This is a genomic window from Caulobacter sp. BE264, from assembly GCF_031457805.1.
GTDB lineage: Bacteria > Pseudomonadota > Alphaproteobacteria > Caulobacterales > Caulobacteraceae > Caulobacter.
Window position 1 is genome coordinate 97,626 of record NZ_JAVDXI010000007.1, and the last position, 26,055, is coordinate 123,680.

The following is a 26,055-nucleotide window of genomic DNA, read 5'->3' on the forward strand; positions in this document are numbered from 1 at the left end:
GAAAATAGGGAGCGGGGGCTCTAGCGCCAAGGGGGCGCCAGCGCAACCGCGAAATGGAACAGAAATCGCCGAACGACGACGTGTGGTGTAGCTATGCCACCGCTGTCACGCTGTCACTGCGACAAAAGCCCTCACCGAACAGGTTCGGCGAATTTGCTCAACGGACAAGGGTCGCCGATAAACCATCCGGGGCCGCCACAGGACCGAGCCCTTACGGCTAGGGTGTCTATGGCGCCAGCGCCGACCACGCCCTATTCTTCCGGGCATGTCACAGCTGTTCGACTTTCTCGTCCCGGCCGCGCTTCTGGCGGTTCTGATCGCCCTGGGGGCCGGCCTCTACGCCCTGTTCCGCGGGGGCGACTTTGGCCGATCCTGGTCGAACAAGCTGATGCGGCTGCGCGTGCTTTTGCAGTTCATCGCCGTCATCGTCCTGGTCGCCGCCGCCTTCTGGTGGCGGAAGGGCGCATAATCCTTAGCCTTGTTCGCCGAACCGGAGTCCGCGACCGATGGTCACGCTCAACCGCATCTATACGCGCACCGGCGACGGCGGCTCGACCCGCCTGGCCACCGGCGAGCCGGTCAGCAAGGCCTCCCCGCGCGTCGACGCCTATGGCGGAGTCGACGAGACCAACGCCGCCATCGGCCAGGCCCGGCAGCACACGGCCGGCGATCCGGTGCTGGACGCGATCCTGGAGCGGATCCAGAACGACCTCTTCGACCTGGGCGCCGACCTCGCCACCCCTGAGCAGCACGGCAAGCCCGAATGGGAGCCGCTGCGCGTCCTGGAAAGCCAGGTCGAGCGGCTGGAGCGGGAGATCGACCAGCTGAACGGCGAGATGTCGGCCCTGACCTCGTTCGTATTGCCCGCCGGCTCGCCGGCCGCCGCCGCCCTGCACGTGGCGCGCACGGTGTGCCGTCGCGCCGAGCGGGGCGTCGTGGCCCTGTCGGACATGGACGGCGAGATCGTCGGGACGCCGGCGATCAAGTACCTGAACCGCCTGTCAGACCTTCTGTTCGTCGCCGCCCGCTGGGCCAACGACAAGGGCAAGGCCGACGTGCTGTGGAAGCCGGGCGCGACGCGGTAGACGGCCGTCCTCGCCCGGATCAGCGCTCAACTCCAACCGTCATCCCGTGCTTTAGGCACGGGACCCATGGTTCAGCTTGCACGTGAGCGTTCCACCTCGCCCCGCACCTGCGGCTGACGGATGGGTCCCGCGCATGAAGCGCGGGATGACGAAGATTGGTGGCCTTACTTCTTCTCGGTCGCAGCCGGAGCCGCCGCCGCCGCAGCCGCCGGAGCGGCCTTGGTCGGCGCGTCGGCGGTGGGCGCATCGGCGCTCTGGCCGTTGAGCGGCGGGGTGCCGCGCGGACGGCGAGTCCAGGTCTCGATCGGATAGACCGTGGCGCACTTCATCCACTTGCCGGCCCAGGCGCCGCCGCTCTTTTCGCAGCGATCCTTCGGCCACACCCACATGGCGTGGTAGGCCAGCACGCTGGCGCTGGCCAACAGGAAGATGCCGATGAAGATGTACTTCAGACGGTTGATGGTCTTGTTCATGGCCGCCCCTTATCGCTTTTCGGCCCCTTAGGGAATTGTCGTGGGGGACCCCGACCGCGACAAGCGATCGCGGAAATCGTACAACTGTTTGAACCTGAGCGCGCTTTCTGCCTTACGCTTACGCCAAGGGAAACTTGCATTGCGGCGCACAAGCGCTAAGTCGGTGCCCGAGCAGGAGAAACGCAAGCCTGGAGGCGGTGGAAACCGATGAAGGTCCTAGTCCCGGTTAAACGGGTGATCGATTATAACGTGAAGGCCCGCGTGAAAGCGGACCAGACGGGTGTCGACCTGGCGAACGTCAAGATGTCGATGAATCCTTTCTGCGAGATCGCGGTCGAAGAAGCCGTTCGTCTCAAGGAAAAGGGCGTGGCGAACGAGGTCGTCATCGTCAGCATCGGCCCGGCCCAGGCCCAGGAAACCATCCGGACGGCGCTGGCCATGGGCGGCGACCGTGGGGTGCTGATCACCACCGACGCCGATCCCGAGCCGCTGGCCGTGGCCAAGCTGCTGGCCGCCGTGGTGGCTGAGGAGAACCCCAACCTCGTCCTGATGGGCAAGCAGGCGATCGACGGCGACAACAACGCCGTGGGCCAGATGCTGTCGGCCCTGCTGGGCTGGCCGCAGGCCACCTACGCCTCGGCGCTCGACGTGTCGGCCGCCAGCGCCAAGGTCACCCGCGAAGTCGACGGCGGCCTGCAGACGATCGACGTCGATCTGCCGGCCGTGGTCACCGCCGACCTGCGCCTGAACGAGCCGCGCTATGCCAGCTTGCCTAACATCATGAAGGCCAAGAAGAAGGAGATCGTCTCCAAGACGGTCGCCGACTACGGCGTCGACATCGCGCCGCGCCTGAAGGTCCTGAAGGTCACCGAGCCCGCCAAGCGCTCGGCCGGCATCAAGGTCGAGACGGCCGCTGACCTGGTTTCCAAGCTGAACACTGCGGGGGTGCTGTAATGGCTGTTCTCGTCGTCGCTGATAACGACAACGCGCTGCTGCGCGACGCCACCCACAAGACCGTCACCGCCGCCCTGAAGATCTCGGGCGACGTGGACGTGCTGGTGCTGGGCAAGGGCGCCAAGGCCGTGGCCGACGCCGCCGCCAAGATCGCCGGCGTCCGCAAGGTGCTGCTGGCCGAGTCCGACGCCCTGGGCCACGGCGTGGCCGAGGCTCAGGCCGACGCCGTGCTGGCCCTGGCCGGCAATTACGACGCGATCCTGGTTCCGGCCACCTCGGGCGGCAAGAACTTCGCCCCGCGCGTCGCCGCCAAGCTGGACGTCGCCCCGATCTCGGACATCGTCGAAGTGGTCGCCGCCGACACCTTCACGCGTCCGATCTACGCCGGCAACGCCCTGGAGACCGTTCAGTCGAGCGACTCCAAGAAGGTGATCACCGTGCGTCCGACCGCCTTCGCCGCCGCCGCTGAAGGCGGCTCGGCCTCGGTCGAGACCGTCGGCGGCGCCGACGCTGGCAAGACCCGCTTCGTCAGCGAAGAGATGGTCAAGTCCGACCGTCCGGAACTGGCCGCGGCCAAGATCGTCGTCTCGGGCGGTCGCGCCATGGGTTCGGCCGAAGAGTTCCAGCGCGTCATCGAGCCGCTGGCCGACAAGCTGGGCGCCGCCGTCGGCGCCTCGCGCGCGGCCGTCGACGCCGGCTACGCCCCGAACGACTACCAGGTCGGCCAGACGGGCAAGGTCGTGGCGCCGCAACTCTACGTCGCCATCGGCATCTCGGGCGCGATCCAGCACCTGGCCGGCATGAAGGACTCCAAGGTGATCGTCGCGATCAACAAGGACGCCGACGCGCCGATCTTCCAGGTCGCCGACTTCGGCCTGGTCGCCGACTACAAGTCGGCCGTGCCGGAGCTGATGGACGCCCTGGCCGCCGCCGGCAAGTAAGCCGCCGGACGACAGATCAAAATGCGAAAGGCCCGGAGGCGACTCCGGGCCTTTTTGCTGCCCCCTCCCGACCTCCCCGGCGAACGCCGGGGCCCAGATCGAACCCGTTGGCTTGGCTGGGTTGGCGCAGGTCGTGGGCGCGAGCACTCCAAACTTTGCTGATGAATCTGGACCCCGGCGCTCGCCGGGAAGGTCGGGGCTTTGGGGGCGGGGGTGGGAAAGCTGACGCCCAATAGAAAAAGCCCGGCGGAGCGATCCGCCGGGCCTTTGTCTGTTCGGAAAGGTCGAAACCTTAGTCCTTGGCGCGTTCCACGTACGAGCCGTCTTCGGTCAGGATGACGACCTTGGTGCCCGCGGTGATATACGGCGGCACGGTGGTCTTCACGCCATTGCTGAGCACGGCCGGCTTGTAGGACGAGCTGGCGGTCTGGCCCTTCACCGACGGTTCGGTGTCGACGATCTCGAGCACCACGGTGCGCGGCAGGTCAATGGCGATCGGCACGTCGTTGTGGGTCGACAGGATGACGGTCATGCCTTCCTGCAGATAGGGGGCGGCGTCGCCGATCACTTCCTCGGTGGCCACGAGCTGGTCGTAGGTTTCCGGGTTCATGAAGTGATAGCCGTCACCGTCGCTGTACAGGAAGGTGTGGTTGCGATCGTCCACGAAGGCGCGCTCGACCTGCTCGGTCGTGCGGTAGCGCTCCGACACCTTCACGCCGTCCGAGATGCGGCGCATGTTCAGCTGGGTCACCGGGGTGCCCTTGCCGGGGTGGATGTTTTCGGCGCTCAGGACGACATAGAGCTTGCCGTCCATGTCGACGACAGAGCCTTTGCGGAGCGAGCTGGCTGCGACCTTCACGTAGTTACGTTCCTTGGATGAAAGCGCGCGCGAGGCCGCGGGCGCGTTCGTGCTATTGATCCGTGAGCGCCCTCGTATAGCGAAAGGGGCGAAATCTCCAGCCTCTTCGGTTTTACAGCCTTGTCCCTAGCTTCCTCGACCTGGTGGCGCGCCGGCGTCCACGCCGACCGCCGGCCGTTCCTGCTGGCGCGCAACCGGATCACCAAGGCCTTCCGCGCCTGGTTCGAGGGTCAGGGCTTCGAGGAGGTCGAGGCGGCGGCCCTGCAGGTCTCGCCCGGCAACGAGGCCCACCTGCACGCCTTCGCCACGCAGGCCCTGACCATCGCGGGCGAGGCCAGCCCGCTCTATCTGCACACCTCGCCCGAGTTCGCCTGCAAGAAGCTCTTGGCCGCCGGCGAGGAGAAGATCTTCAGCCTCTCCAAGGTGTGGCGCAATCGCGAGCGCGGGCCGCTGCATCATCCGGAGTTCACCATGCTGGAATGGTACCGGACCGCCGCGCCCTACCAGACCCTGATGGACGACTGCGCGACCCTGCTGGCCCTGGCCGCGGAAACGGCGGGGACCCAGCGCTTCGACTTCCGGGGTATGACCTGTGATCCCTTCGCCGCGCCCGAGCGCCTGTCGGTGGCCGAGGCCTTCGCGCGCCATGCGGGCGTCGACCTCCTGGCCAGCGTGGCGGCGGACGGATCGACCGACCGCGAGGCCCTGGCCGCGCAGGCCCGCGCCGCCGGGATCCGGGTGGCCGAGGACGACGGCTGGGCCGACATCTTCAGCCGCATCATCGTCGAGAAGGTCGAGCCGCGCCTGGGCGAAGGCCGGGCCACCATCCTCTGCGAATACCCGATCAGCGAGGCGGCCCTGGCCCGTCCCAAGGACGCTGACCCGCGCGTGGCCGAGCGCTTCGAGCTCTATGCCTGCGGGGTGGAGCTGGCCAATGCGTTTGGCGAACTCACCGACCCGGTCGAGCAGCGCCGCCGGTTCCTGATCGAGATGGACGAGAAGGCGCGGATCTACGGCGAGCGCTATCCGATCGACGAGGACTTCCTGGAGGCCCTGGCGCACATGCCGCCAGCCTCGGGCTCGGCGCTGGGCTTTGACCGCCTGGTGCTGCTGGCCATCGGCGCGCGTCGGATCGAGGACGTGGTCTGGACGCCGGTGGCGGGGTGAGCGCCGGCTGAAAATTTTTCCATACCCCTCTTGAGAATTCTACGCGTTCGCACAAGATGAAGTCTGCGGGCCGGGCCCCTCTGACGTAGTCGATCCCCTCAGGTCGAACGTGATGTCGGACCGCATCGGGTGCGCTCGATGTTGGGTCCTGGCGGTTTACCCCCTCTCGCCAAACCCCTCGCCCGGCGTCGGGCGCGCCCCTCGATACCAGAGGAGCGCCTATTGACCCTGTTGAACGCCCGACAACTGCGCGCCGAGATCGCGCGGCTGACGACCGCCCTGCATGAGGAAGCCCGCAAGCCCAACCCCGACCGGGGCCTGATGAGGCTTTGGGACCTGCGCCGCGAGCGGCTGAAAGAGCAGCTTTGGTCCCAGGAGATGAACGCCACGGCCGCGCGGTGGCGGTGATCGCGCCGGACGCGCTCGAGGATCCCCACCGTGAACCGCTGAACGCCCTGGTCGCCGCCTGCGTGCTGATCGCCCAGGTCGACGGCGCCGTGACGCCCGACGAGCGCGGGCGCATGGTCGAGGGCCTGAAGCGGCATGTTGGCCTCGAGGGCGCCGATCTCGAGGCCGCCTTGCAGACCTTCGAGACGCTGGACGCGCGGTTCGACACCCGCCCCGAAGAGGCCTGGGTCGAGGCCGAGTTGATGATCCGCCGCCTGAAGGGCCGCGCGGAGGCGGAGGGCGTCGCCGCCGCCGCCGTGGCGGTGTCGATCGACGGCGGGCTGGAAGCCGAAGAGCGCTCGGCGGTGCTCGACATCTGCGCCTGGCTCGACGTCAGCCCCGTGCGGGTTCTGCCTTGACCGCCCCGCGCGCTTGACGCGGATCAAGGCTGCGCGTCCTGCTGTAACCCACAGTGCCGGGGAACCAGGAGCCGCCGATGACCCGCTTGAAAGCCCATGTCGAACGCCACGCGGTGTCGCGGATCGGCTGGCTCCGCGCAGCGGTGCTGGGCGCCAATGACGGCATCGTCTCGACCGCCTCGCTGGTGGTCGGCGTGGCGGCCGCCGAAGCGACGCGTGGCCCGATCCTGCTGGCGGCGAGCGCAGGCCTGGTGGCCGGCGCCATGTCGATGGCGGCCGGGGAATATGTCTCCGTCGCCTCCCAGGCCGACAGCGAGGCCGCCGACCTGGCCCGCGAACGCAAGGAGCTGGAGACCCAGCCCGAGGAAGAGCTGGCGGAAATGACCGCGATCTATGTCTCGCGCGGTCTCACCCCCGACCTGGCGCGGCAGGTCGCCGAACAGCTGAACGCCGGCGACGCCCTGGCCGCCCACGCCCGCGACGAGCTGGGCATTTCGGAACACGTCACGGCGCGTCCGGTGCAGGCGGCCCTGACCTCGGCTGCCACCTTCGCGGTCGGCGCGGCCATGCCGCTGCTGGTGTCGATGCTGGCGCCGCTGCCGGTGATCATCCCGACCATCTCGGTCGCCACCCTCGTGTTCCTTGCGGTGCTGGGCTGGCTGGGCGCGTGGGCGGGCGGCGCCAGCCCCTGGAAGCCCATGCTGCGCGTGACCTTCTGGGGCGCCCTGGCGCTGGGAGTCACCGCCATGATCGGCAAGCTGTTCGGGGCCGTGGTTTAGGCCGGCAGCGTCGTGATCAACGGCGCGCTTTCGATCTCCTTGACGAAGGCGGGCGTCAGGTTGCCGCTGGCCTTTTCCCGCTCCCAGGCCAGGCGCCCCATGCCGCTTTCGATATAGGCGCGCCCCCACTGGCGTCGTTTGCGCCAGATGTCAGGCGGCAGGCCACGTCGGTGCGACACGAACCACTGCGCCTCTAACCGGTGCAGGAACGCCCGCGAGATGAAGTTCAGCTGGGCCTGCTCGGCGGGCGTGAAGTCCTCAGGTTTGGCGTCCGGCGCAAAGCTGCGCACCGACAGCTCCGCCAGGCCGGCGTCCTCCGCCACAGCCAGGTTGAAGTCGGACCATGCGATCTCGCCCTCGAACGCAGCCTGCATCTCGCGTTCAGTGCGGTTTCGACGGTACTCAAAAAAGGCGTAGACCAAGGTGACGAGCACACCCACGCCGCCGACGAAGTCCCCCAGCCCGCCAAGATTTTGAATGGTCATTCCAGCCCCCATTTTCTCGAAGAGGAAACGGGGCGGCAGGGACCGTCAACCCGCCTTGCTGTTGTCAGGCCGGAGAGGGTTGTGGCCTGTAACGCCGGCGAATTTGCCTCGCGGCGGAAAATCCCGCATATCCCCGCGCCTCATGTCCCCCGCCAAGACCCTTCGCGACGCCCGGTCCCTGGCCGAGGCCGGTCTGGTCCCGTCCGAGCGCCTGCCGGCGCTGGAGGCGGTTGCGGCGCGCTATGCGGTGGCGATCACGCCGGCCATGGCTGAGCTGATCGAGATCAGCGACGAGTACGACCCGATCGCACGGCAGTTCGTCCCCTCGCCCGAGGAGCTGGTCGCCAGTCCGGGCGAAGACGGCGACCCGATCGGCGACGCCGCCCACAGCCCGGTCGAGGGGATCGTCCACCGCTATCCCGACCGGGTGCTGTTGAAGCCGACCCACACCTGCGCGGTCTATTGCCGGTTCTGCTTCCGGCGCGAGATGGTCGGGCCCGAGGGGCTGTCCAACCTGACGCCGGACCAGCTGGACGCGGCCTTCGCCTATATCGCGCAGCGCCCGCAGATCTGGGAGGTGATCGTCACCGGCGGCGATCCGCTGGTGCTGTCGCCCCGGCGCCTCCGCGACCTGATGGACCGGCTCGAGGCGATCGCGCACGTCAAGATCGTGCGCTTCCACACCCGCGTCCCGGCGGTCGATCCCGAGGCGGTGACGGATGAACTGGCGGCGGCGCTGAAACGCTCGTCGAAGGCCGTCTATGTCGCGCTGCACGCCAACCACGCCCGCGAACTGACGCCCGCCGCCCGCGCCGCCTGCGCGCGGATCATCGACGCAGGGATCCCGATGGTCAGCCAGACGGTGCTGTTGCGAGGCGTCAATGACGACCCTGCGAGCCTGGCCGCGCTGATGCGCGCCTTCGTCGAGACGCGGATCAAGCCCTACTATCTGCACCACGGCGATCTGGCGCCCGGCACGGCGCACCTGCGGACCACGGTGGCCGAGGGTCAGGCGATCATGCGGGCCCTGCGCGGGACTCTGTCGGGCCTGGCACAGCCCACCTACGTGCTCGACATCCCGGGCGGCCACGGCAAGGTTCCGGTCGGCCCGACCTACCTCGAGGACGGCGGCGTCGAGGACCCGGACGGCGCCGTGCGCCCCTATCCGCCCACGGCCTGAAGGCCGCCTGAGAGAAGGCCCGCGTTGCGACGCAGCAAAGCCTTGGCGGGCGCGGGGCTTCTCGTGCTAGAAAAGTCGTCACAACAGATGGCCCGGGCTGCTGCGTCCGGCGCAAATTCAAGCGAAGGCTTGGCTTTTATGAGTGAAATCAAGACGGTCGGCGTGATCGGCGCCGGCCAGATGGGGTCAGGCATCGCGCATGTCGTCGCCCTGGGCGGCTATGACGTACGGCTTCACGACATCTCGCGCGAGCGGATCGAGGCCGGTATCGCCGTCATCGAGAAGAACATGGCCCGCCAGGTTGGCCGTGGGATCATCGACGACGCGGCGATGAAGGCGGCTCTCGCCCGCATCCAGCCCGCCGAGGGTCTGGAAGCCGTCGGCGCCACGGACCTCGCCATCGAGGCGGCGACCGAGAACGAGGAGGTCAAGAAGTCGATCTTCCGCAGCCTGCAGCCGCACCTCAAGCCCGAGACGCTGCTGGCCTCGAACACCTCGTCGATCTCGATCACGCGCCTGGCCTCGGCCACGGACCGCCCCGAGCGCTTCATCGGCCTGCACTTCATGAACCCCGTGCCGCTGATGAAGCTGGTCGAGATCATCCGCGGCATCGCCACGGACGTCCCGACCTACGAGACGGCGGTCAACTTCGCCCAGTCGCTGGGCAAGATCACCAGCAACGCCGAAGACTTCCCCGCCTTCATCGTCAACCGCGTGCTGGTGCCGATGATCAACGAGGCGATCTACACGCTGTACGAAGGGGTCGGCACGGTCGACGCCATCGATACGGCGATGAAGCTGGGCGCCAACCACCCGATGGGTCCGCTGGAGCTGGGCGACTTCATCGGCCTGGACACGGTGCTGAGCATCATGAACGTGCTCCACGAAGGTCTGGCCGACAGCAAGTACCGCCCCTGCCCGCTGCTGGTGAAATATGTCGAGGCCGGCTGGCTTGGCAAAAAGACCGGACGCGGCTTCTATGACTACCGGGGCGAGACGCCGGTTCCCACGCGCTAGATGAGCGGGCGGCGTCTCCGAAAAGGGGACGCCATGACCGACACCACCGCGCCCACGACGGAGGCCCTGCGCCCCGTCGCCAAGGCTGACCGCCACCTCAGCCTGGACGTCCTGCGGGGCCTGGGCGTCATGGGCATCCTGGCGGTCAACGCCGTGGCCTTCGGCCTGCCGATGTCGGTCTACATGTCGCCCGAGCTGTCGCCCTTCGGGATGGCCGGAAGCGAAGGCATGGCCTGGTGGGTGGTCCAGACCTTCTTCCACTACAAGTTCGTCACCCTGTTCTCGATCCTGTTCGGGGTGTCGATCCTGCTGGTCGGCGGCGAGCGCTCGGACAAGGCGCGCGGCGCCCTGCTGCGCCGACGGCTGGGCTGGCTGCTGGTGATCGGCCTGCTGCATGGCCTGCTGATCTGGTACGGGGACATCCTGCTGCTCTACGCCTGCACGGGCTTTGTCGCCCTGCTGGCGCGGTCGTGGACGCCCCGGCGGCTGTTCACCGTCAGCCTGACGATCCTGCTGCTGGGCTCGGCCCTGGCGGTCGCGCCGCTGATCCTGCTGGAAAGCGCCCCGGCCGAGCTGCAGCAAAAGATCATCGCCCAGATGAGCCAGCCCGGGTCCGGCGTGAACGTGGCGGCCGCCACGGCGGCGATGCGCGGCGGCCTGGTTTCGGCCCTGGGCGAGAACTTCAAGAGCTGGATGGTCCTGCAGCCCGCCAGCCTGATCGTGTTCATCTGGCGCACCGGCGCCCTGATGCTGCTGGGCATGGCGCTGTTCAAGACCGGCTTCCTGACCGGCAAGGCCAAGACCTGGGTTTACCTGCTGCTGGTCGCGCTGGGCGGCGCGGGCCTGGCCTGGACCGGCTGGGAGAACGGCATGAAGCTGGCCACCGACTTCGCCAAGCCGCAGGCCATGGGCCGCTACAACCTGGCCTATGAGTTCGCCAGCCTGCCGATCACGCTGGGTTATGCCTCCCTGGCCATCCTGCTGATCCGCTCGCGTCTGTTCGCCGCCCTGCTGAGCCCCGTGGCGCGGCTGGGCCAGATGGCCTTCACCAACTACCTGACCCAGTCGATCCTGATGACGACGCTGTTCTGGAGCGGTCGCGGCCTTGGCCTGTTTGGCGAGCTCAACCGGGTCGAGCTGTGGGGCTGCGTGATCGCCATCTGGGCGCTGCAGCTGATCTGGTCGCCGCTGTGGCTGTCGCGCGTCTCGATGGGCCCGATGGAATGGATCTGGCGACGCCTGTCCTATGGCAAGGGTCTGGCCCGTGACGCCTGAGACCCTAAGAACCTGAATTTCCCGGAGATCCAGGCGCGCGCACCCTCACGCGCGCGCCCTTCGCTTCCCCCCGATCCAGACGCGATGATCCCCCGATCAAGGTCTGGAAACTCGTCCCCGAGGCCGACGCGACAGGGGAATCGCGTCGGCTAGACCGCCGAACCCCGGCGGAGGAGTCAGCGACCACTTTCCCGAACGCGCCAACTACCCCACCGGCGCGCTCGAGAAAGCGCGCTCCTTGTCGCGCTGCGGCGCCGCTGTGTCATTGCCCGGGCGTCCACGTTCTATTGTCTAGCTGTCCGGAATCGGCGAGAGGCTCCTCGATCGCTGAGGACCCATGCACGCTGAGACGCCGCCGAGAGACTTGTGGATTCTGGACGCTCGGGAGCAGGCGGACGCCGCCGAGCGATACCGGCAGGCCTGCGCCCAGTTGTTCGAGGTCACGCTGCTGGGTCCCGACGCCGAATTCCACAATCGCATGGACGGCTACAATCTGGGCGGCGTCGTCCTGGCGCGATGCAAGGGCGTGCCCCAGCGGTTTGATCGCCGCTACGCCCACATCATCGCCGACTCCGCCGACTCCGTGCTGGCGGTGCTGGAGCTGAGCTCGGGCGGCTGGAGCGGGATCTATGACGGCCGCCCGGCCGACGGCGGGATGGGCTCGATCCGTCTTGTCGACATGTCGCGCCCCTTCGACATGACCACCGCCGCCTTCGAGACCCTGAACCTGGCCATCCCGCGCGCCATGCTGGACGAGCAGGTCGATCAGATAGACTTCCACGGCCGCGTGGTGTCCGAAGACACGCCCTCGGGCCGGATGCTCGGCGCCCACATGCGGGCGGTCTGGGACAGCATCCAGACGATCACCACCGCCGAGGCGTCGCTGGCGGCCAAGGCGGCGGCGACCCTGTTCAGCGCCGCGATCCTGGCCCACGGCGAGGTCGGCGGCGGCGACGCCCGGCCGGTGGAGAAGATGCTGCTGGCCTCGGCTCGTGACTTCGTCGTTAGCCGTCTGGCCGACCCGGACCTGTCGCCCGAGGCGGTGCGTGAGCACCTGGGGATCTCACGCAGCCTGCTCTACAAGGTGTTCGAGCCGGCCGGCGGGGTCAGCGCCTTCATCCAGGCGAGACGGCTCGACCAGGCCTTCGATGAGCTCATCCGCGACCAGAGCGAGCGCAAGACCCTGGCCGAGATCGGCTATGGCCTGGGCTTCCGCTCGGACGCCCACTTCAGCCGCGTGTTCCGCGCCCGCTTCGGCGTCACCCCCGGCCGCCTGCGCCGCCTGGGCGGCGCGGCGCGGCAGGAGGGCCTGTCGGCCCTGGAGCGGCCGGACGACGTGTTCGTCTGGCTGGGGAGCTTGCTTTAAGTAAATCCCTCTCTCCCGAGAGAGGGATTCATCCCGCCCCCAGCGCCACGGCGACATGGTAGGTCACGAAGGCCGCGATATAGGCCAGGGCGACCATGTAGACGAACATGATGGTCGGCCAGACCCAGCTGTTGGTCTCGCGCTTGACCACGCCCAGGGTGGGCAGGCACTGCGGCGCGAAGACGTACCAGGCCAGGAACGACAGGGCGCTGGCCAGCGACCACTGATTCTTCAGCAGGGTCGACAAGGCGCCCGTCTCGCCGTCCTCGCCGCCGACGGCGTAGACGGTGCCCAGCACCGCCACGGCGACCTCACGGGCGGCCATGCCCGGGATCAGGGCCACGGTCATCTGCCAGTTGAAGCCGATCGGGGCCATCAGGGGCGCCAGGAACTGGCCCAGGCGTCCGGCGATGGAGTAGTCGATGGCCGGCCCCGTCGCGCCGTCCGGCGGATACGGGAAGGTCGACAGCACCCAGACCAGCACCATCAGCGGCAGGATGATCCGACCCGCGCGGCTCATGAAGATGCGGGCGCGCGTCCACAGGTTCATCAGCACGTTGCGCGGCTCGGGCCAGCGATAGGTCGGCAGCTCCATCATGAAGGGCTCGACCGCGCCGCGCCAGAACACGCGCCGGATCACGAACGAGACCAGGAGCGCGCTGACGATGCCGCTGGCGTAGAGGCCGAACATCACAAGCCCCTGCAGCGACAGCACGCCCCAGACCGTCTGCTGCGGGATGAAGGCGCCGATGATCAGGGTGTAGACGGGGATCCGCGCCGAGCAGGTCATCAGCGGCGCGACCAGGATCGTGGTCAGGCGGTCCTGCCGGTTGTCGATCACCCGCGTCGACATGATGCCGGGAATGGCGCAGGCGAAGCTGCTGAGCAGCGGAATGAAGGCGCGGCCGTGAAGGCCAGCGCCGCCCATAATCTTGTCCATCAGGAAGGCCGCGCGGGCCATGTAGCCGCTGTCTTCCAAGAGCAGGATGAAGAAGAACAGGATCAGGATCTGCGGCAGGAACACCAGCACGCTGCCGACGCCGGCGATCAGGCCATCGGCGATGAAACTGGTCAGAAGCCCCTGGGGCAGGCTGGCGTTGGTCAGCTCGATCAGGGCCGCGAAACCCGCGTCGATGCCGTCCATGGCGGGCGTGGCCCAGGTGAACACCGCCTGGAACATGACGAACAAGAGGCCCAACAGGATCACGAGACCCGCCACCGGATGCAGCAGCACGTCGTCGATCTTGCCGGTGACGGTGTCGGGCCGCTCGGGCGGCTTTACGCAGGCCTTGAAGATGCGCTGGGCCTCGGCGTGGGCGGCGCGGATCTCGGCGGGGCTGGGCTCATGCCAGACGTTCGCGGCGGTCAGGGCCTGGCGGTCGACCAGCGCCTCGACCTTGTCCAGCAGCTCGGGCAGGCCGCGCTTGCGAGTGGCCACCGTGGTGACGATCGGCGCGCCGATCTCGGCCTGCAGGCGCTCAAGGTCGATCCGCAGGCCCTGGCGCTGGGCGATGTCGAACATGTTGAGCGCCAGCACGAACGGGCGGCCCACCTGCTTGAGCTCAAGCGCCAGGCGCAGCACGAGGCGCAGGTTGGTGGCGTCGGCCACGCAGACCAGGGCCTGGGGCGCGTCCTCGCCGGCCAGCTTGCCCAGCACCGCGTCGCGGGTCACCGCCTCGTCGGGGCTGCGGGCGCGCAGGGAGTAGGTGCCCGGCAGGTCCAGCACGCGGATCTGGCGGCCGCTGGGCGCGGTCAGCACGCCCTCCTTCCGCTCGACCGTGACGCCGGCGTAGTTGGCCACCTTCTGGCGGCTGCCGGTCAGGGCGTTGAACAGGGCGGTCTTGCCGGAATTGGGATTGCCGACCAGGGCGATCCGGGCGGTGTCGGCGGTCGAGGAAGCGACGGGAGGCGCGGCGGCGCCGGAATGGGGGGTCAAGGTCTTAGCGTCCGTCGAATTTCACGCTGATCGCGCCGGCCTCGCGCCGACGCAGGGCCACGCGGGTGTCGTCCACCCGCACCGCGATCGGATCGCGCCCGAACAGGCCCTCGTGCAGCACCTCGATCGACGCGCCCTCGACGAAGCCCATCTCCAGCAGGCGACGCTCCAGCTCTTCGGCGACCACCGCCTCGGCCGCGCCGCTGTGGCCGGTGACCTTGACGATCACACCGCGCTCGCCGCGGCCGGCGCTGGCCAGGGGACGCACGCCCGACGCGCTCTCGGCCGGGTTGAATTCAGGCGACAAAACGAACGCTTCGGACATCATGGCTCCGATTAGATTGCGAACGATTATCAGTCGAAGCGCCCGATGTCGATTCAGCGATCCTGGGGTTCTGCGTTATGCTGCGCCCTTAAGGATCGTTGGGACGGAATGGCGCAGGGCCGTTAATCTATTCGACTCTTCGGGCCGGGACCGGTCTGATTACGTGTAACGATTCGTGTGGACGGATAATGCGTAGGCTGATGCTGGCGCTCCTGACGGGCGCTTATCTCTGTCTGGCCTTGATCGTCTCCCTCTTCCTCTGGAGGACGGGAGCGACGCCGACTGTCGGCGTGTCTGCGTTCATCGGCACGCTGGGTCTGTGTTTCGCCTTCCACGGCCTGATCGCCCAGGCCCTTATGGGCGCGGCCCTGCGCGTCGACATCGACACCATCCGCGAAGCCCACGCCATCCTGCTGGACCAGATCGAGAAGGTCGACGCCCGGGTCACCGACCTCGTCGACACGGTCGCCGCCGACGCCCAGCGCCGCTCCGAGGAGCTGTCGACCGAGGTGCATCAGCTGGAAGACCTGATCCAGCAGATGAACGACCGCCTGGAGCACCAGCTGACCCACCAGGTCGCCGCCGCCTCGGCCCGCACCAGCGGCCGCGAGCGCGCCCCGCACGCCAGCCACATGCTGCAGGTGGTGCAGGACGCCCTGGCCGAGAACCGGGTCGATCTCTACCTGCAGCCGATCGTCAGCCTGCCCCAGCGCCGGACCGTCTTCTACGAGAGCTTCTCGCGCCTTCGCGATGAAACCGGCCGCGTGATGATGCCGGCCGAGTATCTGGCGGTGGCCGAGGGCGAAGGCCTGATGACGGCCATCGACAACCTCCTGCTGTTCCGCTGCGTGCAGATCGTGCGCCGCCTGGCCAAGCAGGACCGCAAGGTCGGCATCTTCTGCAACATCTCGCTGGCCAGCCTGGGCGACGAGAGCTTCTTCCCGCAGTTCCTGGAGTTCATGCAGGGCAACAAGGACCTGGCCGGCGCGGTGATCTTCGAGCTGGGCCAGGCGGCGTTCGATCGTCGCGGCCCGGTCGAGGCCCGCCACATGGCCCGTCTGGCCAGCCTGGGCTTCAGCTTCAGCCTGGACAAGGTCAACGACCTGGATGTCGACTTCCAGGATCTGGCCCGCGCCGACGTGAAGTTCCTGAAGGTCGGCGCCCAGATGATGCTGGACCAGCTGGAGGAGCAGGACGGCAAGCTGGTGATCGCCTCTCTGCCCGACCTGAACGCCAGCGACTTCGCCGCCCTGACCCGTCGCTACGGCGTCGAGGTGATCGTCGAGAAGGTCGAGGCCGAAAAGCAGGTGGCCGAGATCCTCGACCTCGACATCGGCTATGGCCAGGGCCACCTGTTCGGCGAGCCGCGCGCCATCCGCGACGCGGTGCTGGCCGAGGCCGACCCGCCCGCCGACTTCATCCGCGCGCCGATGCGTCGCCGCGCCGTGGGCTGGTAGGACCCGCCAGAAGACCGCAAGCATCGGAATGACGCCGTCCCGCGCGGGCGGCAGGGTCTCCCGTGAAAGGAGCCCTCAATGACCTATGACACCGACGACGCCCGCTGGGCGGCCTGGGAGACGCGCGACCGCGCCGCCGACGGGGCCTTCTTCGTGGCCGTGCGCACCACTGGCGTCTATTGCATCGCCAGCTGTCCGGCCCGCCCGCTGCGCCAGAACGTCGTCTTCCACGACAGCCGCGAAGCCGCCCGCGCCGCCGGCTTCCGCGCCTGCCTGCGCTGCAAGCCTGATCGCGTGGCCGCATGACTCTCGATTGGACCCGCATCGCCGCCGAGCTGGATTCGCGCGGCTGGGCCCTGACCGGCCCGTTGCTGAAGCCTGAGACCTGCGCCGCCGTCGCCGACCTTTATCCCCGCGACGAAGGCTTCCGCAGCCGCGTGGTCATGGCCTGCCACGGCTTTGGGCGCGGCGAGTACAAGTATTTCAGCTATCCCCTGCCCGACATCGTGCAGCGCCTGCGCCAGGATCTCTATGGACCGCTGTCGGTGATCGCCAACGCTTGGGCGCAGCGCCTGGGCGAGGACCGCCGCTTTCCCGACACGCTGGAGGCAATGCTGGCCCGCTGCCACGACGCGGGGCAGACGCGCCCCACGCCCCTGCTGCTGACCTACGGCCCCGGCGACTACAACTGCCTGCACCAGGACCTCTATGGCGAGCACGTCTTCCCGCTGCAGGGGGCGTTCCTGCTGGACGAACCCGGCCGCGACTTCAACGGCGGCGAGTTCGTCCTCGTCGAGCAACGCCCCCGCCAGCAGTCCGCGCCCCAGGTCGTGCCGCTAAGACAAGGGGAAGGCGTGATCTTCGCGGTCAGAGAGCGCCCGGCCGAAGGAACGCGCGGCGTGCATCGCCGGATGCTGCGGCACGGGGTCAGCGAAGTTCGGTCCGGCCGGCGGCGGACGCTGGGGGTGATCTTTCACGATGCGACGTAGGGGGCGGGGACTGTTCCTCCCCCGCATCGCGGGGGAGGTGGCCCAGAGGGCCGGAGGGGGCGAGCTCCGCCCGCGCCGCATTAGCCCCCTCAGTCGCTCCGCGACAGCTCCCCCGCATCGCGGGGGAGCATCTTGGCGCTCCCCCCCTCACCCCATCGGCGAAACGCCAAACAGCAGCCGGTGCAGCAGGAACACGAACACCAGATACACAACCGTCCCGCCCAGTACGCCGATCAGGTCCGAGCGCGGCTTGACCACCACGGGGGCGGGCTCCTTGCGGCCGATGGCGGAGACCAGGTCGACCACCGCCCAGGCCAGGAAGGATCCGAACAGCATCACCGAGGCCTGGTCGCCATTGGCCAGCAGGTGGCCGGTCGACCACAGGATCACGCCCAGCAGCATCGGGTGGCGCACCGTCGCCTTGATCCGTCCGGCCGGGGCGTTGGCCGTGGGCAAGAGGATGAAGGCCAGCCAGACGAGCAGCATGGCCGCATGACGCCCCCAGGCTGGCGTGTCGTAGAGCTGCGGCGCGGCGGGGCGATAGACGATCCAGCCCCAGATGATCAGGCCAAGCCCTGCGGCGGCGACCAGCGAATAGAGCCCGCGCCAGCGCTTGGGGCTGGCGGCGACCTGGGAGTCGCGGAAGGGCGCGGCGAGGATCCGCACCGAGTGGATTCCCAGAAACAGCACAAGGCCAAGAACCAGAATCGTCATGACGCCCTCCCTTTGGCCCTGAGGATAGTCGCGGAACACCGGTCTTCGATAGCGGGGCGCGTGAGACCTTGAATCCCGCCGCCCAGGGCTCAGCTAAGGGGCCGGATCGCATTGACGCCCCGCCTCCCGACCGCTACCGCCGAGCCCATGATGGATTTTCCCCCCGGCCTTTCCGCCCTTTCCGACCGCTATGACGTGGTGCTGTGCGACGTCTGGGGCGTGATCCACAACGGGGTGGCCAGCTTCCCCGAGGCTTGCGACGCCTTGACGAAGTGGGCGCAGACCAAGGGTCCGGTGGTGCTGATCTCCAACTCGCCACGCCCGTCGCACGACGTGGTGGCGCAGCTGGACGCGCTGGGCGTGCCGCGCTCGTCCTGGCAGGGTTTCGTCACCTCGGGCGACGCGACGCGCGCGCTGCTGAAGGCCAACGCGCCGGGCAAGGTCTGGAAGATCGGCCCCGCGCGCGACGAGGTGCTCTATGAGGGCATCGACCTGATCGGCGCCGGCTGCGAGGACGCCGACTTCATCTCGTGCACCGGCCTCTACGAGGACGAGGTCGAGACGCCCGAGGACTATCGCGACCGCCTGAAGGTCGCCGCCGAGCGGGGGCTCTTGTTCATCTGCGCCAATCCCGACCGCGTGGTGCAGCGCGGCGATCGGCTGATCTACTGCGCCGGCGCCCTGGCCGATCTCTATGAGAGCCTGGGCGGCCAGGTGGTGATGGCCGGCAAGCCCTACGGCCAGATCTACGATCTGGCGGTCGCCGAGGCCGAGCGGCTGCTGGGCCGCCCGGTCGATCGCGCCCGCATCGTCTGCGTCGGCGACGGCGTCATCACCGACGTGAAGGGCGCTCACGACCAGAAGCTGGCCTGCCTGTTCGTGGCCAAGGGCATCCATGGCGACAAGGCCGTGGGTCCCGACGGCCAGCTGGTTCCCGACGCCGTCCACGCCCTGCTGGACGCCGAGGCCGTGGGCGCGACCCACGCGATCGGCGATCTGGTCTGGTGAAGCAGGACGTCTTGTGGGCGCGCATCCAGCCGCAAAACCGGAAGCACTTTTGCTGGATGCGCTTACGCGGCTACACTGTGTGCAACGCACAATAAGAACCGCAGGGGAACGCGTGATGCAGGGCAAATTCCTGGAAGAGCTGAGCGTGGGCCAATCGGCCGAGCTGGTCCGCACCGTCGGCGAGGCCGACATCGTGGCCTTCGCCGAGGTCACCGGCGACAACAATCCCGTCCACCTGGACGCCGACTACGCCGCCAAGACGAGCTTCGGCGAACGCATCGCCCACGGCATGCTGTCGGCCGGCTATATCTCGGCGGTGCTGGGCACGACCCTGCCCGGGCCCGGCGCGATCTACCTGTCGCAGGCGCTGCGCTTCAAGCGCCCGGTGAAGATCGGTGACGCCGTCACCGCCCGCGCCACCATCACCGAAATCGACGAGGCCAAGGCCCGCGTCACCCTCGCCACCGTCTGCCTGGTGGGCGGCAAGCCGGTGGTCGACGGCGAGGCTGTGGTCATGGTCCCCCGCAAGGCCGCCTGATGCCCCTGAAGACTGTCCACGCCTGGAAGACCCTGCCGCCGGAGCAGCGCGGCGCGTCCGTCGCGCTCGGCAATTTCGACGGCGTGCATCGCGGCCACCAGCAGGTGATCGCCCAGGCCGCCAAGGCGGCCATGGCCAGCAAGGCGCCGCTGGGCGTGATCAGCTTCGACCCGCATCCGCGCCGCCTGTTCCGGCCCACCGAGCCGTCCTTCAAGCTGATGACCCACAGCCAGCAGGCCCGGGCGCTGGCAGGGCTAGGCGTCGACACCTTCTACCTGCTGCCGTTCGACTTTGAGATGGCCAGCTACGGCGACCGCGAGTTCGTTGAGAAGGTGCTGGTCGAGGGCCTGGGCGTCACCCATGTCGCCGCCGGCTTCGACATCTCGTTCGGGCGCGGCCGCACCGGCAGTCCCGACCTGCTGCGCGCTTACGGAGAAGAGTACGGCTTCACCGTCTCGATCGCCGAACCGGTGGCCAGCGGCGACGGCGAGAAGTTCTCGTCGACCGCCGTGCGCGACGCCCTACGGGCCGGTCAGCCCGAGCAGGCGGCGGCGATCCTGGGGCGGCCGTTCGCCATCGAGGGCGTGGTCCGGCGCGGCCAGCAGCTGGGCCGCCAGCTGGGCTTTCCCACCGCCAATGTCGAGGTCGAGGACTATGTGGTCCCGAAACTCGGCGTCTACGCCACCCGCACCCGCCTGCCCGACGGCCGCGAGGCGCCGGGCGTGGCCAATCTCGGCAACAACCCGACCACGGGCCATGTCGAGACGCGGCTGGAGACCTGGCTGTTCGACTTCGACGAGGACCTCTACGGCCAGATCATCGAGACCCAGCTGATCGCCTTCCTGCGTCCGGAGCTGAAGTTCGACAGCCTGGAGCTGATGATCGACCAGATCCGCCGCGACGAGCAGGCCGCCCGGGCGATCGTGGCGCCGGCGTTTTAGGGAGAGGATTCCCTCTCTCTTAGAGAGAGGGCTTCAAAAAAGCCCCCCACTCCCGCCACGGGAGAAGCCCTTTCCTCCCGCCGCCCCACCCGTTAACCTTGGTTAACTTCCGTGGGGGCCGGATGCTCAAGGGTCGCAAGTATCATCATTTCGCGCGCGCCCGGCGGCCTGTCGCCCAGCGTCGGCACGAGATCCTGGCCTATCCGGACGGCGCGCAGTTCGTGTTCGACACCGGCAAGGCGGTCGAGGTCGAGGGGGGCTATTGCGCCCTGCCGGACGGCGACTTGCTGGACGCCTATTCCAACGCCGTGGTCCGCGCCGTCGAGCATGTGGGCCCCAGCGTCGTGCGCATCCATCCGATGCTGGAAGACCCCCGGATGCAGGGCGTCGGTTCGGGCTTCGCCATCGCCGAGGGCGGGCTGATCCTGACCAACAGCCATGTGGTCCAGGGCGCCAACCGCTTCATCGTCATCACCGCCGAGGGCCGTAGCCTGACGGCGCGCTGCGTCGGCGACGATCCCGACACGGACCTCGCCGTCATCAAGGTCGACCAGGCTGTCGAGATCCCGGTGGCGCGGCTGGGCGACTCCAAGAAGCTGCGGCGCGGCCAGCTGGTCATCGCCATCGGCGCGCCGCTGGGCTTCGAGGCCACGGTGACCACCGGCGTCGTCTCAGCCCTGGGCCGCAGCTTGCGCGCCGAGCGCGGCCGGCTGATCGAGGACCTGATCCAGACCGACGCGGCGCTCAATCCGGGCAACAGCGGCGGACCGCTGGTCAGCTCGACCGGCGAGGTGGTGGGCATCGCCACGGCGATCATCGCCGGCTACCAGGGCCTGTGCTTCGCGGTCGCGGCCAACACCGCCAAGTTCGTGATCGGCGAGCTCCTGGCCCACGGCCATGTGCGCCGCGGCTCGATCGGGCTCGTCGCCCAGCAGGCGCCCATCCCGCCAGCCCTGGCGCGGGCGACCGGCGTGCATCAGCCCTATGCGGTCTATGTGGCCCATGTCGACGCCGGCGGCCCGGCGGCCAAGGCCGGGATCAAGGAAGGCGACCTGCTGATCGCCGCCGGCGAGATGCTGCTGACCGGCCTCGACGACCTCCTGCGGGCGCTGGACAACCACAGCATCGGCAAGCCGACGGTGTTCACCCTGATCCGCCACGCGCGGCTGATGCAGGTGACCGTGACGCCGAGGCTGAGGAAGCCGGGGGCTTAGGCGGGCGCACAAGATGCTCCCCCGCGATGCGGGGGAGCTGTCGCGGAGCGACTGAGGGGGCCATTGCGGCGAGCATCCAGATCGCCCCCTCCGGCCCTCTGGGCCACCTCCCCCGCGTCGCGGGGGAGGATCGTTGACGCACTGGCCTTGCCGTCCCGCCTCTGCTATCCTCACCCCATGAGTTCCGTTCGGAAGATTTCGCGAATTATCCGCCCGGCGTGACGCCGCCGGACGATCCTCCAGCGCGCGCCGGGTTCTCCCGCCTTCTTCCGAAATTTCCAGAGCCGGATTCCATCCCATGGCCGACGACGCCACGACCGCCCGCGACTATCGCGAAACCGTCTTCCTTCCCGACACCCCTTTCCCGATGCGCGCGGGTCTGCCCAAGAAGGAGCCGGAAATCCTGGAGGGCTGGGCCGCCCTCTCCGACAAGGGCCTCTACGGCGCGGTGCGCGCCAAGCGCCAGGCCGACGGCGCGCCACTGTTCGTGTTCCACGACGGCCCGCCCTACGCCAACGGCGCGATTCACATCGGCCACGCGCTGAACAAGATCCTCAAGGACTTCGTGGTCCGCAGCCGCTTCGCGCTGGGTTACGACGTCGACTACGTGCCCGGCTGGGACTGCCACGGCCTGCCGATCGAGTGGAAGATCGAGGAGCAGTTCCGCGCCAAGGGCCGCCGCAAGGACGAGGTCCCGGCCGAGGAGTTCCGCCGCGAATGCCGCGCCTACGCCGCCGGCTGGATCGAGGCGCAGAAGACCGAGTTCCAGCGCCTGGGCGTGCTGGGCGACTGGTGGAACCGCTACGCCACCATGGACTTCACCTCGGAAGCCAAGATCGTCGAGGAGTTCCACAAGTTCCTGGCCACCGGCCAGCTCTATCGCGGCTCCAAGCCTGTGATGTGGAGCCCGGTCGAACGCACGGCCCTGGCCGACGCCGAGATCGAATACCACGATCACGTCTCGCCCACGATCTGGGTGAAGTTCCCGGTCGTCGAGGGCTCTGACGCGGCCACGGGCGCCAAGCTGGTGATCTGGACCACCACGCCGTGGACGATTCCCGCCAACCGCGCGGTCTCGTACAACCCTGACATCCCCTATTCGGTGTTTGAAGTCACCGCGCTGGAAGAGGGTCTGGAGTTCGAGCCCTGGGCCAAGCCGGGCGATCGCCTGATCATCGCCGACAAGCTGGCCGCCGACGTTTTCAAGGCCGCCAAGGTCGCATCGTGGAAGACGGTCGAGGCCGTCGACTGCGAAGGCATGGTGCTGGCCCACCCGCTGGCCGACCTCGACAGCCACTACGGCTACGCCGTGCCGATGCTGGCCGGCGACCACGTCACCGACGACGCCGGCACCGGCTTTGTCCACACCGCGCCGGGCCACGGCGCCGACGACTATCAGGTCTGGCTGGCCCACGGTCACCGCGAGATCCCCGACACCGTCGATCCGGACGGCGCCTACTATCCGCACGTGGCCCTGTTCGGCGGCCTGAAGGTTCTCGAGACCGAAGGCAAGAAGGTCGGCAAGTTCGGCCCCGCCAACGGCGCGGTCATGGAAAAGCTGATCGAGGCCGGCAACCTGCTGGCGCGCGGCCGCGTGGAACACAGCTATCCGCACAGCTGGCGCTCGAAGGCCCCGGTGATCTTCCGCAACACCCCGCAATGGTTCATCCGCATGGACCACCCGGTCGACAGCCTGGGCGGCAAGACCCTGCGCGAGGTGGCCGTGCAGGCCATCGCCGACACCGCCTTCTATCCCGACGGCGGCCGCAACCGCATCGGTTCGATGGTCGAGACCCGCCCCGACTGGCTGATCAGCCGCCAGCGCAACTGGGGCACGCCGCTGGCGATGTTCGTCGACAAGCACACCGGACACCCGCTGAACGACCCCGAGGTCAACGCCCGGATCCTGGCGGCCATCCGCGAGGGCGGCGCCGACGCCTGGTTCACCCGCCCCGACAGTGATTTCCTCGGCGCCCACGATCCGGCCCAGTACGAGAAGATCACCGACATCCTCGATGTCTGGTTCGACTCCGGCTGCACGCACGCCTTCACCATCGAGGGCCGCGAGGACAGCGCCTGGCCGGCCGATCTCTATCTGGAAGGTTCCGACCAGCACCGCGGCTGGTTCCAGTCCAGCTTGCTGGAAGGCTCCGGCACCCGCGGCCGCGCGCCCTACAAGGCCGTCGTCACCCATGGTTTCACCATGGACGAGAACGGCGAGAAGATGAGCAAGTCGCGCGGCAACACCGTCGAGCCGCAGTCGATCACCAAGGAGTCCGGCGCCGAGATCCTGCGCCTGTGGACGGCCATGGTCGACTACCAGGAGGACCAGCGCATCGGGAAGACGATCCTGGCCACCACGACCGACGCCTATCGCAAGCTGCGCAACACCATGCGCTACCTGCTGGGCGCTTTGGCCGGCTTCGACGAGGCCGAACGGGTCACCGACTACGACCAGTTCCCGCCGCTGGAGAAGTACATCCTGCACCGCCTGTGGGAGTTGGACGGCCAGGTGCGCGCCGCCTACGAGCGCTACGCCTTCTCGGACGTGATCCGCCCGCTGATCGAGTTCTGCCAGGGCGACCTGTCGGCGCTGTTCTTCGACGTGCGCCGCGACAGCCTCTATTGCGACCGTCCCGACGCCCTGAAGCGCCGGGCCTATCGCACGGTGCTCGACTACGTCTTCGACCGCCTGACCATCTGGCTGGCCCCGCTGGCCAGCTTCACGATGGAAGAGGCCTGGACCACCCGCTTCCCCGAGGCGGGCCCGGTAGCCTATCGCGTGATCCCGGAAACCCCGGCCGCCTGGCGCAACGACGGCGAGGCCAAGCGCTGGGCCAAGGTCGAGAAGGTCACCAGCGTCGTGACCGGCGCCCTGGAAGTCGAACGCCGCGAAAAGCGCATCGGCTCGGCGCTGGAAGCCGCGCCGGTGGTGCATGTCGCCGATGAAGACCTGCTGGCCGCCTTTGAAGGCCTGGACGCCGCCGAGGTGTTCCGGACCAGCGCCGCAACCCTGGTGGCCGGCGACGCCGGCGCCTTCCGCGTCGACGAGGTCAAGGGCGTGTCGGTGGATCCCAACAAGGCCGAAGGTCAGAAATGCGCCCGCTCGTGGCGCATCCTGCCGGAAGTCGGAACCGATCCGCGCTATCCGGAGCTTAGCCTTCGCGACGCCGACGCCGTGGCCTACTGGGACGCTGGGCGCGCTTAAGCAAACCTGTCATCCCGGACGGTCCGCAGGACCGATCCGGGACCGCCGGAAACGCCTCGCTTGCGGCGGTCCCGGCTCTTCGGCCGGGATGACAGATTGATCGGGGACGGCTTAGGTAGCTGAATGACTTCCATCACCCGCCAAGGCTGGATCGCCTACGCCGTCGCCGCCGCCACGGTGGTGCTGGACCAGATCTCCAAGCTGTGGATCCTGGGCCTCTTGGGCCGCGAGCAGGGCGCGAGCCTGCCGTTCCTGGGTCCGATCCACCTGACCATGGTCCATAACTACGGCATGAGCTTTGGCCTGCTGCGCAACAGCGAGTGGGGCCGCTGGCTGCTGATCGGCTTTTCGGTGCTGGTGGTGATCGGCCTGGCCCTCTGGATCCGAAAGGCGGCCAAGCCGCTGCCGGCGCTGGGCGTGGGCATGATCATCGGCGGGGCGATCGGCAACAACCTGATCGACCGGGTGCTGTACGGCTATGTCGTCGACTTCATCGACGTGTCGCGGCTTTACTTCCCCTGGGTGTTCAATGTCGCCGACTCGGGGATCTCGGTGGGCGTGGCGCTGCTGCTGCTCGACAGCTTCCTGTCGGAAGAGAAGAAACTCTCGCACCAGACCGAGTAGTTTCGGCCGAATGCCGCCGCAATCGCGTGGGACATTGGCGCCCGCGCGATGATGTCGTATCGAGAGCGTCCGAATTTTTGGGCCGGGGGTCGGCCTGCTGGAGCGTGGTTAGATGAATTTCAATCGGGTCGCGACCGTGAGCGCCCTGACCGCCGTGGCCGCCATCGGCCTGGCGGGCTGCCAATCGACCCAGAAGGCTCTGGGCATGAGCAAGGTGGTCCCTGACGAGTTCCGCGTGGTGGCCAAGGCCCCGCTGGCCGTGCCGCCCGATTACGCCCTGCGCCCGCCGGCGCCCGGCGAGCCGCGCCCTCAGGAACTGCAGCCCGAAAGCGCCGCCCGCGCCGCCCTGATCGGCCAGAACGCCGCCGCCGGCCGCTCGGAAGGCGAGCGCCTGCTGGTCGCCCGCGCGGGCAGCGACAAGGCCGACCCGCTGATCCGCTTCGTCGTCGACGACGAGAACGGCGACCTGGCCCACAAGGACGAGAGCTTCGCCAGCAAGGTGATGTTCTGGAAGAAGGGCGAGGCCAAGACCAACGTCGCCACGGCCGCCGAGACCGGCGCCAACGCCCCGCTGGAAATCGACGCCGCCGCCGAGGAAGCCCGGCTGAAAAAGCTGGTCGGTTCGGGCGGCGTGGTGATCAGCCGCGAAAAGAAGACCGGCATTAAGCTGCCGGGCCTGTAAGGTTTTGAAATCCCTCTCTCGAAAAGAGAGGG

29 protein-coding genes are annotated in these 26,055 nt (G+C 68.3%); 23 read left to right on the forward strand and 6 right to left on the reverse strand.

The window, feature by feature from the left end; genetic code table 11:
- Positions 1 to 265 precede the first annotated feature (265 nt).
- Together J2X45_RS16690 and J2X45_RS16695 are read left to right on the forward strand one after the other, a co-directional pair.
- On the forward strand, positions 266 to 469 hold the full coding sequence (locus tag J2X45_RS16690) for a twin transmembrane helix small protein (protein WP_096053706.1): 204 nt from the start codon (positions 266 to 268) through the stop codon (positions 467 to 469).
- A gap of 37 nt (positions 470 to 506) precedes the next feature.
- Positions 507 to 1,085 (forward strand): cob(I)yrinic acid a,c-diamide adenosyltransferase, encoded by a 579-nt coding sequence (locus J2X45_RS16695; protein WP_310216973.1) that lies wholly within the window; start codon positions 507 to 509, stop codon positions 1,083 to 1,085.
- 164 nt (positions 1,086 to 1,249) lie between these two features.
- Here the strand turns inward: J2X45_RS16695 and J2X45_RS16700 are convergent, their stop codons facing one another.
- On the reverse strand, positions 1,250 to 1,558 hold the full coding sequence (locus J2X45_RS16700; protein WP_310216975.1) for a hypothetical protein: 309 nt from the start codon (positions 1,556 to 1,558) through the stop codon (positions 1,250 to 1,252).
- 207 nt (positions 1,559 to 1,765) lie between these two features.
- Here J2X45_RS16700 and J2X45_RS16705 point away from each other — a divergent pair, with 207 nt between their 5' ends.
- Complete coding sequence (locus J2X45_RS16705) at positions 1,766 to 2,512, forward strand: electron transfer flavoprotein subunit beta/FixA family protein (RefSeq protein ID WP_310216978.1); 747 nt, start codon at positions 1,766 to 1,768, stop codon at positions 2,510 to 2,512.
- Entirely contained in the window at positions 2,512 to 3,453 is a 942-nt protein-coding gene (locus J2X45_RS16710) for an electron transfer flavoprotein subunit alpha/FixB family protein (RefSeq protein WP_310216980.1), read from the forward strand. The genes J2X45_RS16705 and J2X45_RS16710 overlap by 1 nt, the downstream gene beginning before the upstream one ends.
- A 292-nt stretch (positions 3,454 to 3,745) precedes the next feature.
- Here the strand turns inward: J2X45_RS16710 and efp are convergent, their stop codons facing one another.
- A complete protein-coding gene (gene efp, locus J2X45_RS16715) occupies positions 3,746 to 4,312 on the reverse strand; it encodes an elongation factor P (protein WP_062094234.1) in 567 nt (188 codons plus the stop codon).
- 120 nt (positions 4,313 to 4,432) lie between these two features.
- Here efp and epmA point away from each other — a divergent pair, with 120 nt between their 5' ends.
- From epmA to J2X45_RS16735, 4 genes are all read left to right on the forward strand, one after another.
- Positions 4,433 to 5,479: an EF-P lysine aminoacylase EpmA gene (epmA, locus tag J2X45_RS16720; protein ID WP_310216984.1), complete on the forward strand. Its 1,047-nt coding sequence runs from the start codon at positions 4,433 to 4,435 to the stop codon at positions 5,477 to 5,479.
- 129 nt (positions 5,480 to 5,608) lie between these two features.
- Positions 5,609 to 5,887: a hypothetical protein gene (locus J2X45_RS16725; RefSeq protein WP_310216987.1), complete on the forward strand. Its 279-nt coding sequence runs from the start codon at positions 5,609 to 5,611 to the stop codon at positions 5,885 to 5,887.
- Positions 5,845 to 6,285: a TerB family tellurite resistance protein gene (locus tag J2X45_RS16730; RefSeq protein WP_310216989.1), complete on the forward strand. Its 441-nt coding sequence runs from the start codon at positions 5,845 to 5,847 to the stop codon at positions 6,283 to 6,285. Before J2X45_RS16725 ends, J2X45_RS16730 begins: the two co-directional genes overlap by 43 nt.
- A gap of 77 nt (positions 6,286 to 6,362) precedes the next feature.
- Entirely contained in the window at positions 6,363 to 7,064 is a 702-nt protein-coding gene (locus tag J2X45_RS16735; RefSeq protein ID WP_310216991.1) for a VIT family protein, read from the forward strand.
- Here the strand turns inward: J2X45_RS16735 and J2X45_RS16740 are convergent.
- Positions 7,061 to 7,549: a hypothetical protein gene (locus J2X45_RS16740; protein ID WP_310216994.1), complete on the reverse strand. Its 489-nt coding sequence runs from the start codon at positions 7,547 to 7,549 to the stop codon at positions 7,061 to 7,063. The genes J2X45_RS16735 and J2X45_RS16740 overlap by 4 nt on opposite strands.
- Before the next feature lie 142 nt (positions 7,550 to 7,691).
- On the opposite strand from J2X45_RS16740, the gene J2X45_RS16745 reads away from it, so the two are divergent.
- The 4 genes from J2X45_RS16745 to J2X45_RS16760 all read left to right on the forward strand — a co-directional run bounded on the left by J2X45_RS16745 (position 7,692) and on the right by J2X45_RS16760 (position 12,387).
- The gene (locus tag J2X45_RS16745) at positions 7,692 to 8,729 is read left to right on the forward strand and encodes a lysine-2,3-aminomutase-like protein (RefSeq protein WP_310216999.1); all 1,038 of its coding nucleotides are present in this window, start codon (positions 7,692 to 7,694) and stop codon (positions 8,727 to 8,729) included.
- Positions 8,730 to 8,867: 138 nt separating this feature from the next.
- Positions 8,868 to 9,746 (forward strand): 3-hydroxybutyryl-CoA dehydrogenase, encoded by an 879-nt coding sequence (locus J2X45_RS16750; protein ID WP_310217002.1) that lies wholly within the window; start codon positions 8,868 to 8,870, stop codon positions 9,744 to 9,746.
- Positions 9,747 to 9,779: 33 nt separating this feature from the next.
- Complete coding sequence (locus J2X45_RS16755; RefSeq protein ID WP_310217005.1) at positions 9,780 to 11,021, forward strand: DUF418 domain-containing protein; 1,242 nt, start codon at positions 9,780 to 9,782, stop codon at positions 11,019 to 11,021.
- Positions 11,022 to 11,358: 337 nt separating this feature from the next.
- On the forward strand, positions 11,359 to 12,387 hold the full coding sequence (locus J2X45_RS16760; RefSeq protein WP_310217007.1) for a helix-turn-helix domain-containing protein: 1,029 nt from the start codon (positions 11,359 to 11,361) through the stop codon (positions 12,385 to 12,387).
- A 28-nt stretch (positions 12,388 to 12,415) separates the two neighbouring features.
- Here J2X45_RS16760 and feoB read toward each other — a convergent pair whose 3' ends face one another.
- Together feoB and J2X45_RS16770 are read right to left on the reverse strand one after the other, a co-directional pair.
- On the reverse strand, positions 12,416 to 14,323 hold the full coding sequence (gene feoB / locus J2X45_RS16765) for a ferrous iron transport protein B (RefSeq protein ID WP_310217009.1): 1,908 nt from the start codon (positions 14,321 to 14,323) through the stop codon (positions 12,416 to 12,418).
- 4 nt (positions 14,324 to 14,327) lie between these two features.
- Positions 14,328 to 14,648, reverse strand: coding sequence for a ferrous iron transport protein A (locus J2X45_RS16770; RefSeq protein ID WP_310217012.1), 321 nt, complete (start codon positions 14,646 to 14,648; stop codon positions 14,328 to 14,330).
- 188 nt (positions 14,649 to 14,836) lie between these two features.
- Between J2X45_RS16770 and J2X45_RS16775 the strand changes: the two genes are divergently transcribed.
- The 3 genes from J2X45_RS16775 (at position 14,837) to J2X45_RS16785 (ending at position 17,094) form a co-directional block, all read left to right on the forward strand.
- The gene (locus J2X45_RS16775; RefSeq protein ID WP_310217014.1) at positions 14,837 to 16,105 is read left to right on the forward strand and encodes an EAL domain-containing protein; all 1,269 of its coding nucleotides are present in this window, start codon (positions 14,837 to 14,839) and stop codon (positions 16,103 to 16,105) included.
- Between the two features lie 78 nt (positions 16,106 to 16,183).
- Positions 16,184 to 16,411 carry an Ada metal-binding domain-containing protein gene (locus J2X45_RS16780; protein WP_310217017.1) on the forward strand — a complete coding sequence of 76 codons (228 nt, stop codon included), beginning with the start codon at positions 16,184 to 16,186 and terminating at the stop codon, positions 16,409 to 16,411.
- Positions 16,408 to 17,094, forward strand: a complete 687-nt coding sequence (locus tag J2X45_RS16785) for a 2OG-Fe(II) oxygenase (RefSeq protein ID WP_310217020.1) — start codon at positions 16,408 to 16,410, stop codon at positions 17,092 to 17,094. Before J2X45_RS16780 ends, J2X45_RS16785 begins: the two co-directional genes overlap by 4 nt.
- A 147-nt stretch (positions 17,095 to 17,241) precedes the next feature.
- Here J2X45_RS16785 and J2X45_RS16790 read toward each other — a convergent pair whose 3' ends face one another.
- The gene (locus J2X45_RS16790) at positions 17,242 to 17,808 is read right to left on the reverse strand and encodes an NnrU family protein (RefSeq protein WP_310217022.1); all 567 of its coding nucleotides are present in this window, start codon (positions 17,806 to 17,808) and stop codon (positions 17,242 to 17,244) included.
- Between the two features lie 147 nt (positions 17,809 to 17,955).
- Between J2X45_RS16790 and J2X45_RS16795 the strand changes: the two genes are divergently transcribed.
- The 8 genes from J2X45_RS16795 (at position 17,956) to J2X45_RS16830 (ending at position 26,023) form a co-directional block, all read left to right on the forward strand.
- The gene (locus J2X45_RS16795) at positions 17,956 to 18,816 is read left to right on the forward strand and encodes a TIGR01459 family HAD-type hydrolase (protein WP_310217024.1); all 861 of its coding nucleotides are present in this window, start codon (positions 17,956 to 17,958) and stop codon (positions 18,814 to 18,816) included.
- Positions 18,817 to 18,928: 112 nt separating this feature from the next.
- Complete coding sequence (locus J2X45_RS16800) at positions 18,929 to 19,354, forward strand: MaoC family dehydratase (RefSeq protein WP_310217026.1); 426 nt, start codon at positions 18,929 to 18,931, stop codon at positions 19,352 to 19,354.
- On the forward strand, positions 19,354 to 20,295 hold the full coding sequence (locus J2X45_RS16805; RefSeq protein ID WP_310217028.1) for a bifunctional riboflavin kinase/FAD synthetase: 942 nt from the start codon (positions 19,354 to 19,356) through the stop codon (positions 20,293 to 20,295). Before J2X45_RS16800 ends, J2X45_RS16805 begins: the two co-directional genes overlap by 1 nt.
- Before the next feature lie 122 nt (positions 20,296 to 20,417).
- Complete coding sequence (locus J2X45_RS16810) at positions 20,418 to 21,509, forward strand: trypsin-like peptidase domain-containing protein (protein ID WP_310217030.1); 1,092 nt, start codon at positions 20,418 to 20,420, stop codon at positions 21,507 to 21,509.
- 177 nt (positions 21,510 to 21,686) lie between these two features.
- Positions 21,687 to 21,731, forward strand: a complete 45-nt coding sequence (locus J2X45_RS16815; protein WP_181242883.1) for a hypothetical protein — start codon at positions 21,687 to 21,689, stop codon at positions 21,729 to 21,731.
- Positions 21,732 to 21,807: 76 nt separating this feature from the next.
- On the forward strand, positions 21,808 to 24,717 hold the full coding sequence (ileS, locus tag J2X45_RS16820) for an isoleucine--tRNA ligase (protein ID WP_310217033.1): 2,910 nt from the start codon (positions 21,808 to 21,810) through the stop codon (positions 24,715 to 24,717).
- Between the two features lie 123 nt (positions 24,718 to 24,840).
- Entirely contained in the window at positions 24,841 to 25,341 is a 501-nt protein-coding gene (lspA, locus tag J2X45_RS16825; RefSeq protein ID WP_310217035.1) for a signal peptidase II, read from the forward strand.
- Between the two features lie 112 nt (positions 25,342 to 25,453).
- Positions 25,454 to 26,023 carry a DUF3035 domain-containing protein gene (locus tag J2X45_RS16830; RefSeq protein WP_310217037.1) on the forward strand — a complete coding sequence of 190 codons (570 nt, stop codon included), beginning with the start codon at positions 25,454 to 25,456 and terminating at the stop codon, positions 26,021 to 26,023.
- Positions 26,024 to 26,055: the final 32 nt, after the last annotated feature.

Excerpts from the sequence above, each read along its gene's own strand:
- J2X45_RS16690 (WP_096053706.1), top strand. The coding sequence starts at position 266 with ATGTCACAGCTGTTCGACTTTCTCGTCCCGGCCGCGCTTCTGGCGGTT.
- J2X45_RS16695 (WP_310216973.1), top strand. The coding sequence starts at position 507 with ATGGTCACGCTCAACCGCATCTATACGCGCACCGGCGACGGCGGCTCG.
- J2X45_RS16700 (WP_310216975.1), bottom strand. The coding sequence starts at position 1,558 with ATGAACAAGACCATCAACCGTCTGAAGTACATCTTCATCGGCATCTTC.
- J2X45_RS16705 (WP_310216978.1), top strand. The coding sequence starts at position 1,766 with ATGAAGGTCCTAGTCCCGGTTAAACGGGTGATCGATTATAACGTGAAG.
- J2X45_RS16710 (WP_310216980.1), top strand. The coding sequence starts at position 2,512 with ATGGCTGTTCTCGTCGTCGCTGATAACGACAACGCGCTGCTGCGCGAC.
- J2X45_RS16735 (WP_310216991.1), top strand. The coding sequence starts at position 6,363 with ATGACCCGCTTGAAAGCCCATGTCGAACGCCACGCGGTGTCGCGGATC.
- J2X45_RS16740 (WP_310216994.1), bottom strand. The coding sequence starts at position 7,549 with ATGACCATTCAAAATCTTGGCGGGCTGGGGGACTTCGTCGGCGGCGTG.
- J2X45_RS16745 (WP_310216999.1), top strand. The coding sequence starts at position 7,692 with ATGTCCCCCGCCAAGACCCTTCGCGACGCCCGGTCCCTGGCCGAGGCC.
- J2X45_RS16750 (WP_310217002.1), top strand. The coding sequence starts at position 8,868 with ATGAGTGAAATCAAGACGGTCGGCGTGATCGGCGCCGGCCAGATGGGG.
- J2X45_RS16755 (WP_310217005.1), top strand. The coding sequence starts at position 9,780 with ATGACCGACACCACCGCGCCCACGACGGAGGCCCTGCGCCCCGTCGCC.
- J2X45_RS16760 (WP_310217007.1), top strand. The coding sequence starts at position 11,359 with ATGCACGCTGAGACGCCGCCGAGAGACTTGTGGATTCTGGACGCTCGG.
- J2X45_RS16770 (WP_310217012.1), bottom strand. The coding sequence starts at position 14,648 with ATGTCCGAAGCGTTCGTTTTGTCGCCTGAATTCAACCCGGCCGAGAGC.
- J2X45_RS16775 (WP_310217014.1), top strand. The coding sequence starts at position 14,837 with ATGCGTAGGCTGATGCTGGCGCTCCTGACGGGCGCTTATCTCTGTCTG.
- J2X45_RS16780 (WP_310217017.1), top strand. The coding sequence starts at position 16,184 with ATGACCTATGACACCGACGACGCCCGCTGGGCGGCCTGGGAGACGCGC.
- J2X45_RS16785 (WP_310217020.1), top strand. The coding sequence starts at position 16,408 with ATGACTCTCGATTGGACCCGCATCGCCGCCGAGCTGGATTCGCGCGGC.
- J2X45_RS16790 (WP_310217022.1), bottom strand. The coding sequence starts at position 17,808 with ATGACGATTCTGGTTCTTGGCCTTGTGCTGTTTCTGGGAATCCACTCG.
- J2X45_RS16795 (WP_310217024.1), top strand. The coding sequence starts at position 17,956 with ATGATGGATTTTCCCCCCGGCCTTTCCGCCCTTTCCGACCGCTATGAC.
- J2X45_RS16805 (WP_310217028.1), top strand. The coding sequence starts at position 19,354 with ATGCCCCTGAAGACTGTCCACGCCTGGAAGACCCTGCCGCCGGAGCAG.
- J2X45_RS16810 (WP_310217030.1), top strand. The coding sequence starts at position 20,418 with ATGCTCAAGGGTCGCAAGTATCATCATTTCGCGCGCGCCCGGCGGCCT.
- ileS (WP_310217033.1), top strand. The coding sequence starts at position 21,808 with ATGGCCGACGACGCCACGACCGCCCGCGACTATCGCGAAACCGTCTTC.
- lspA (WP_310217035.1), top strand. The coding sequence starts at position 24,841 with ATGACTTCCATCACCCGCCAAGGCTGGATCGCCTACGCCGTCGCCGCC.
- J2X45_RS16830 (WP_310217037.1), top strand. The coding sequence starts at position 25,454 with ATGAATTTCAATCGGGTCGCGACCGTGAGCGCCCTGACCGCCGTGGCC.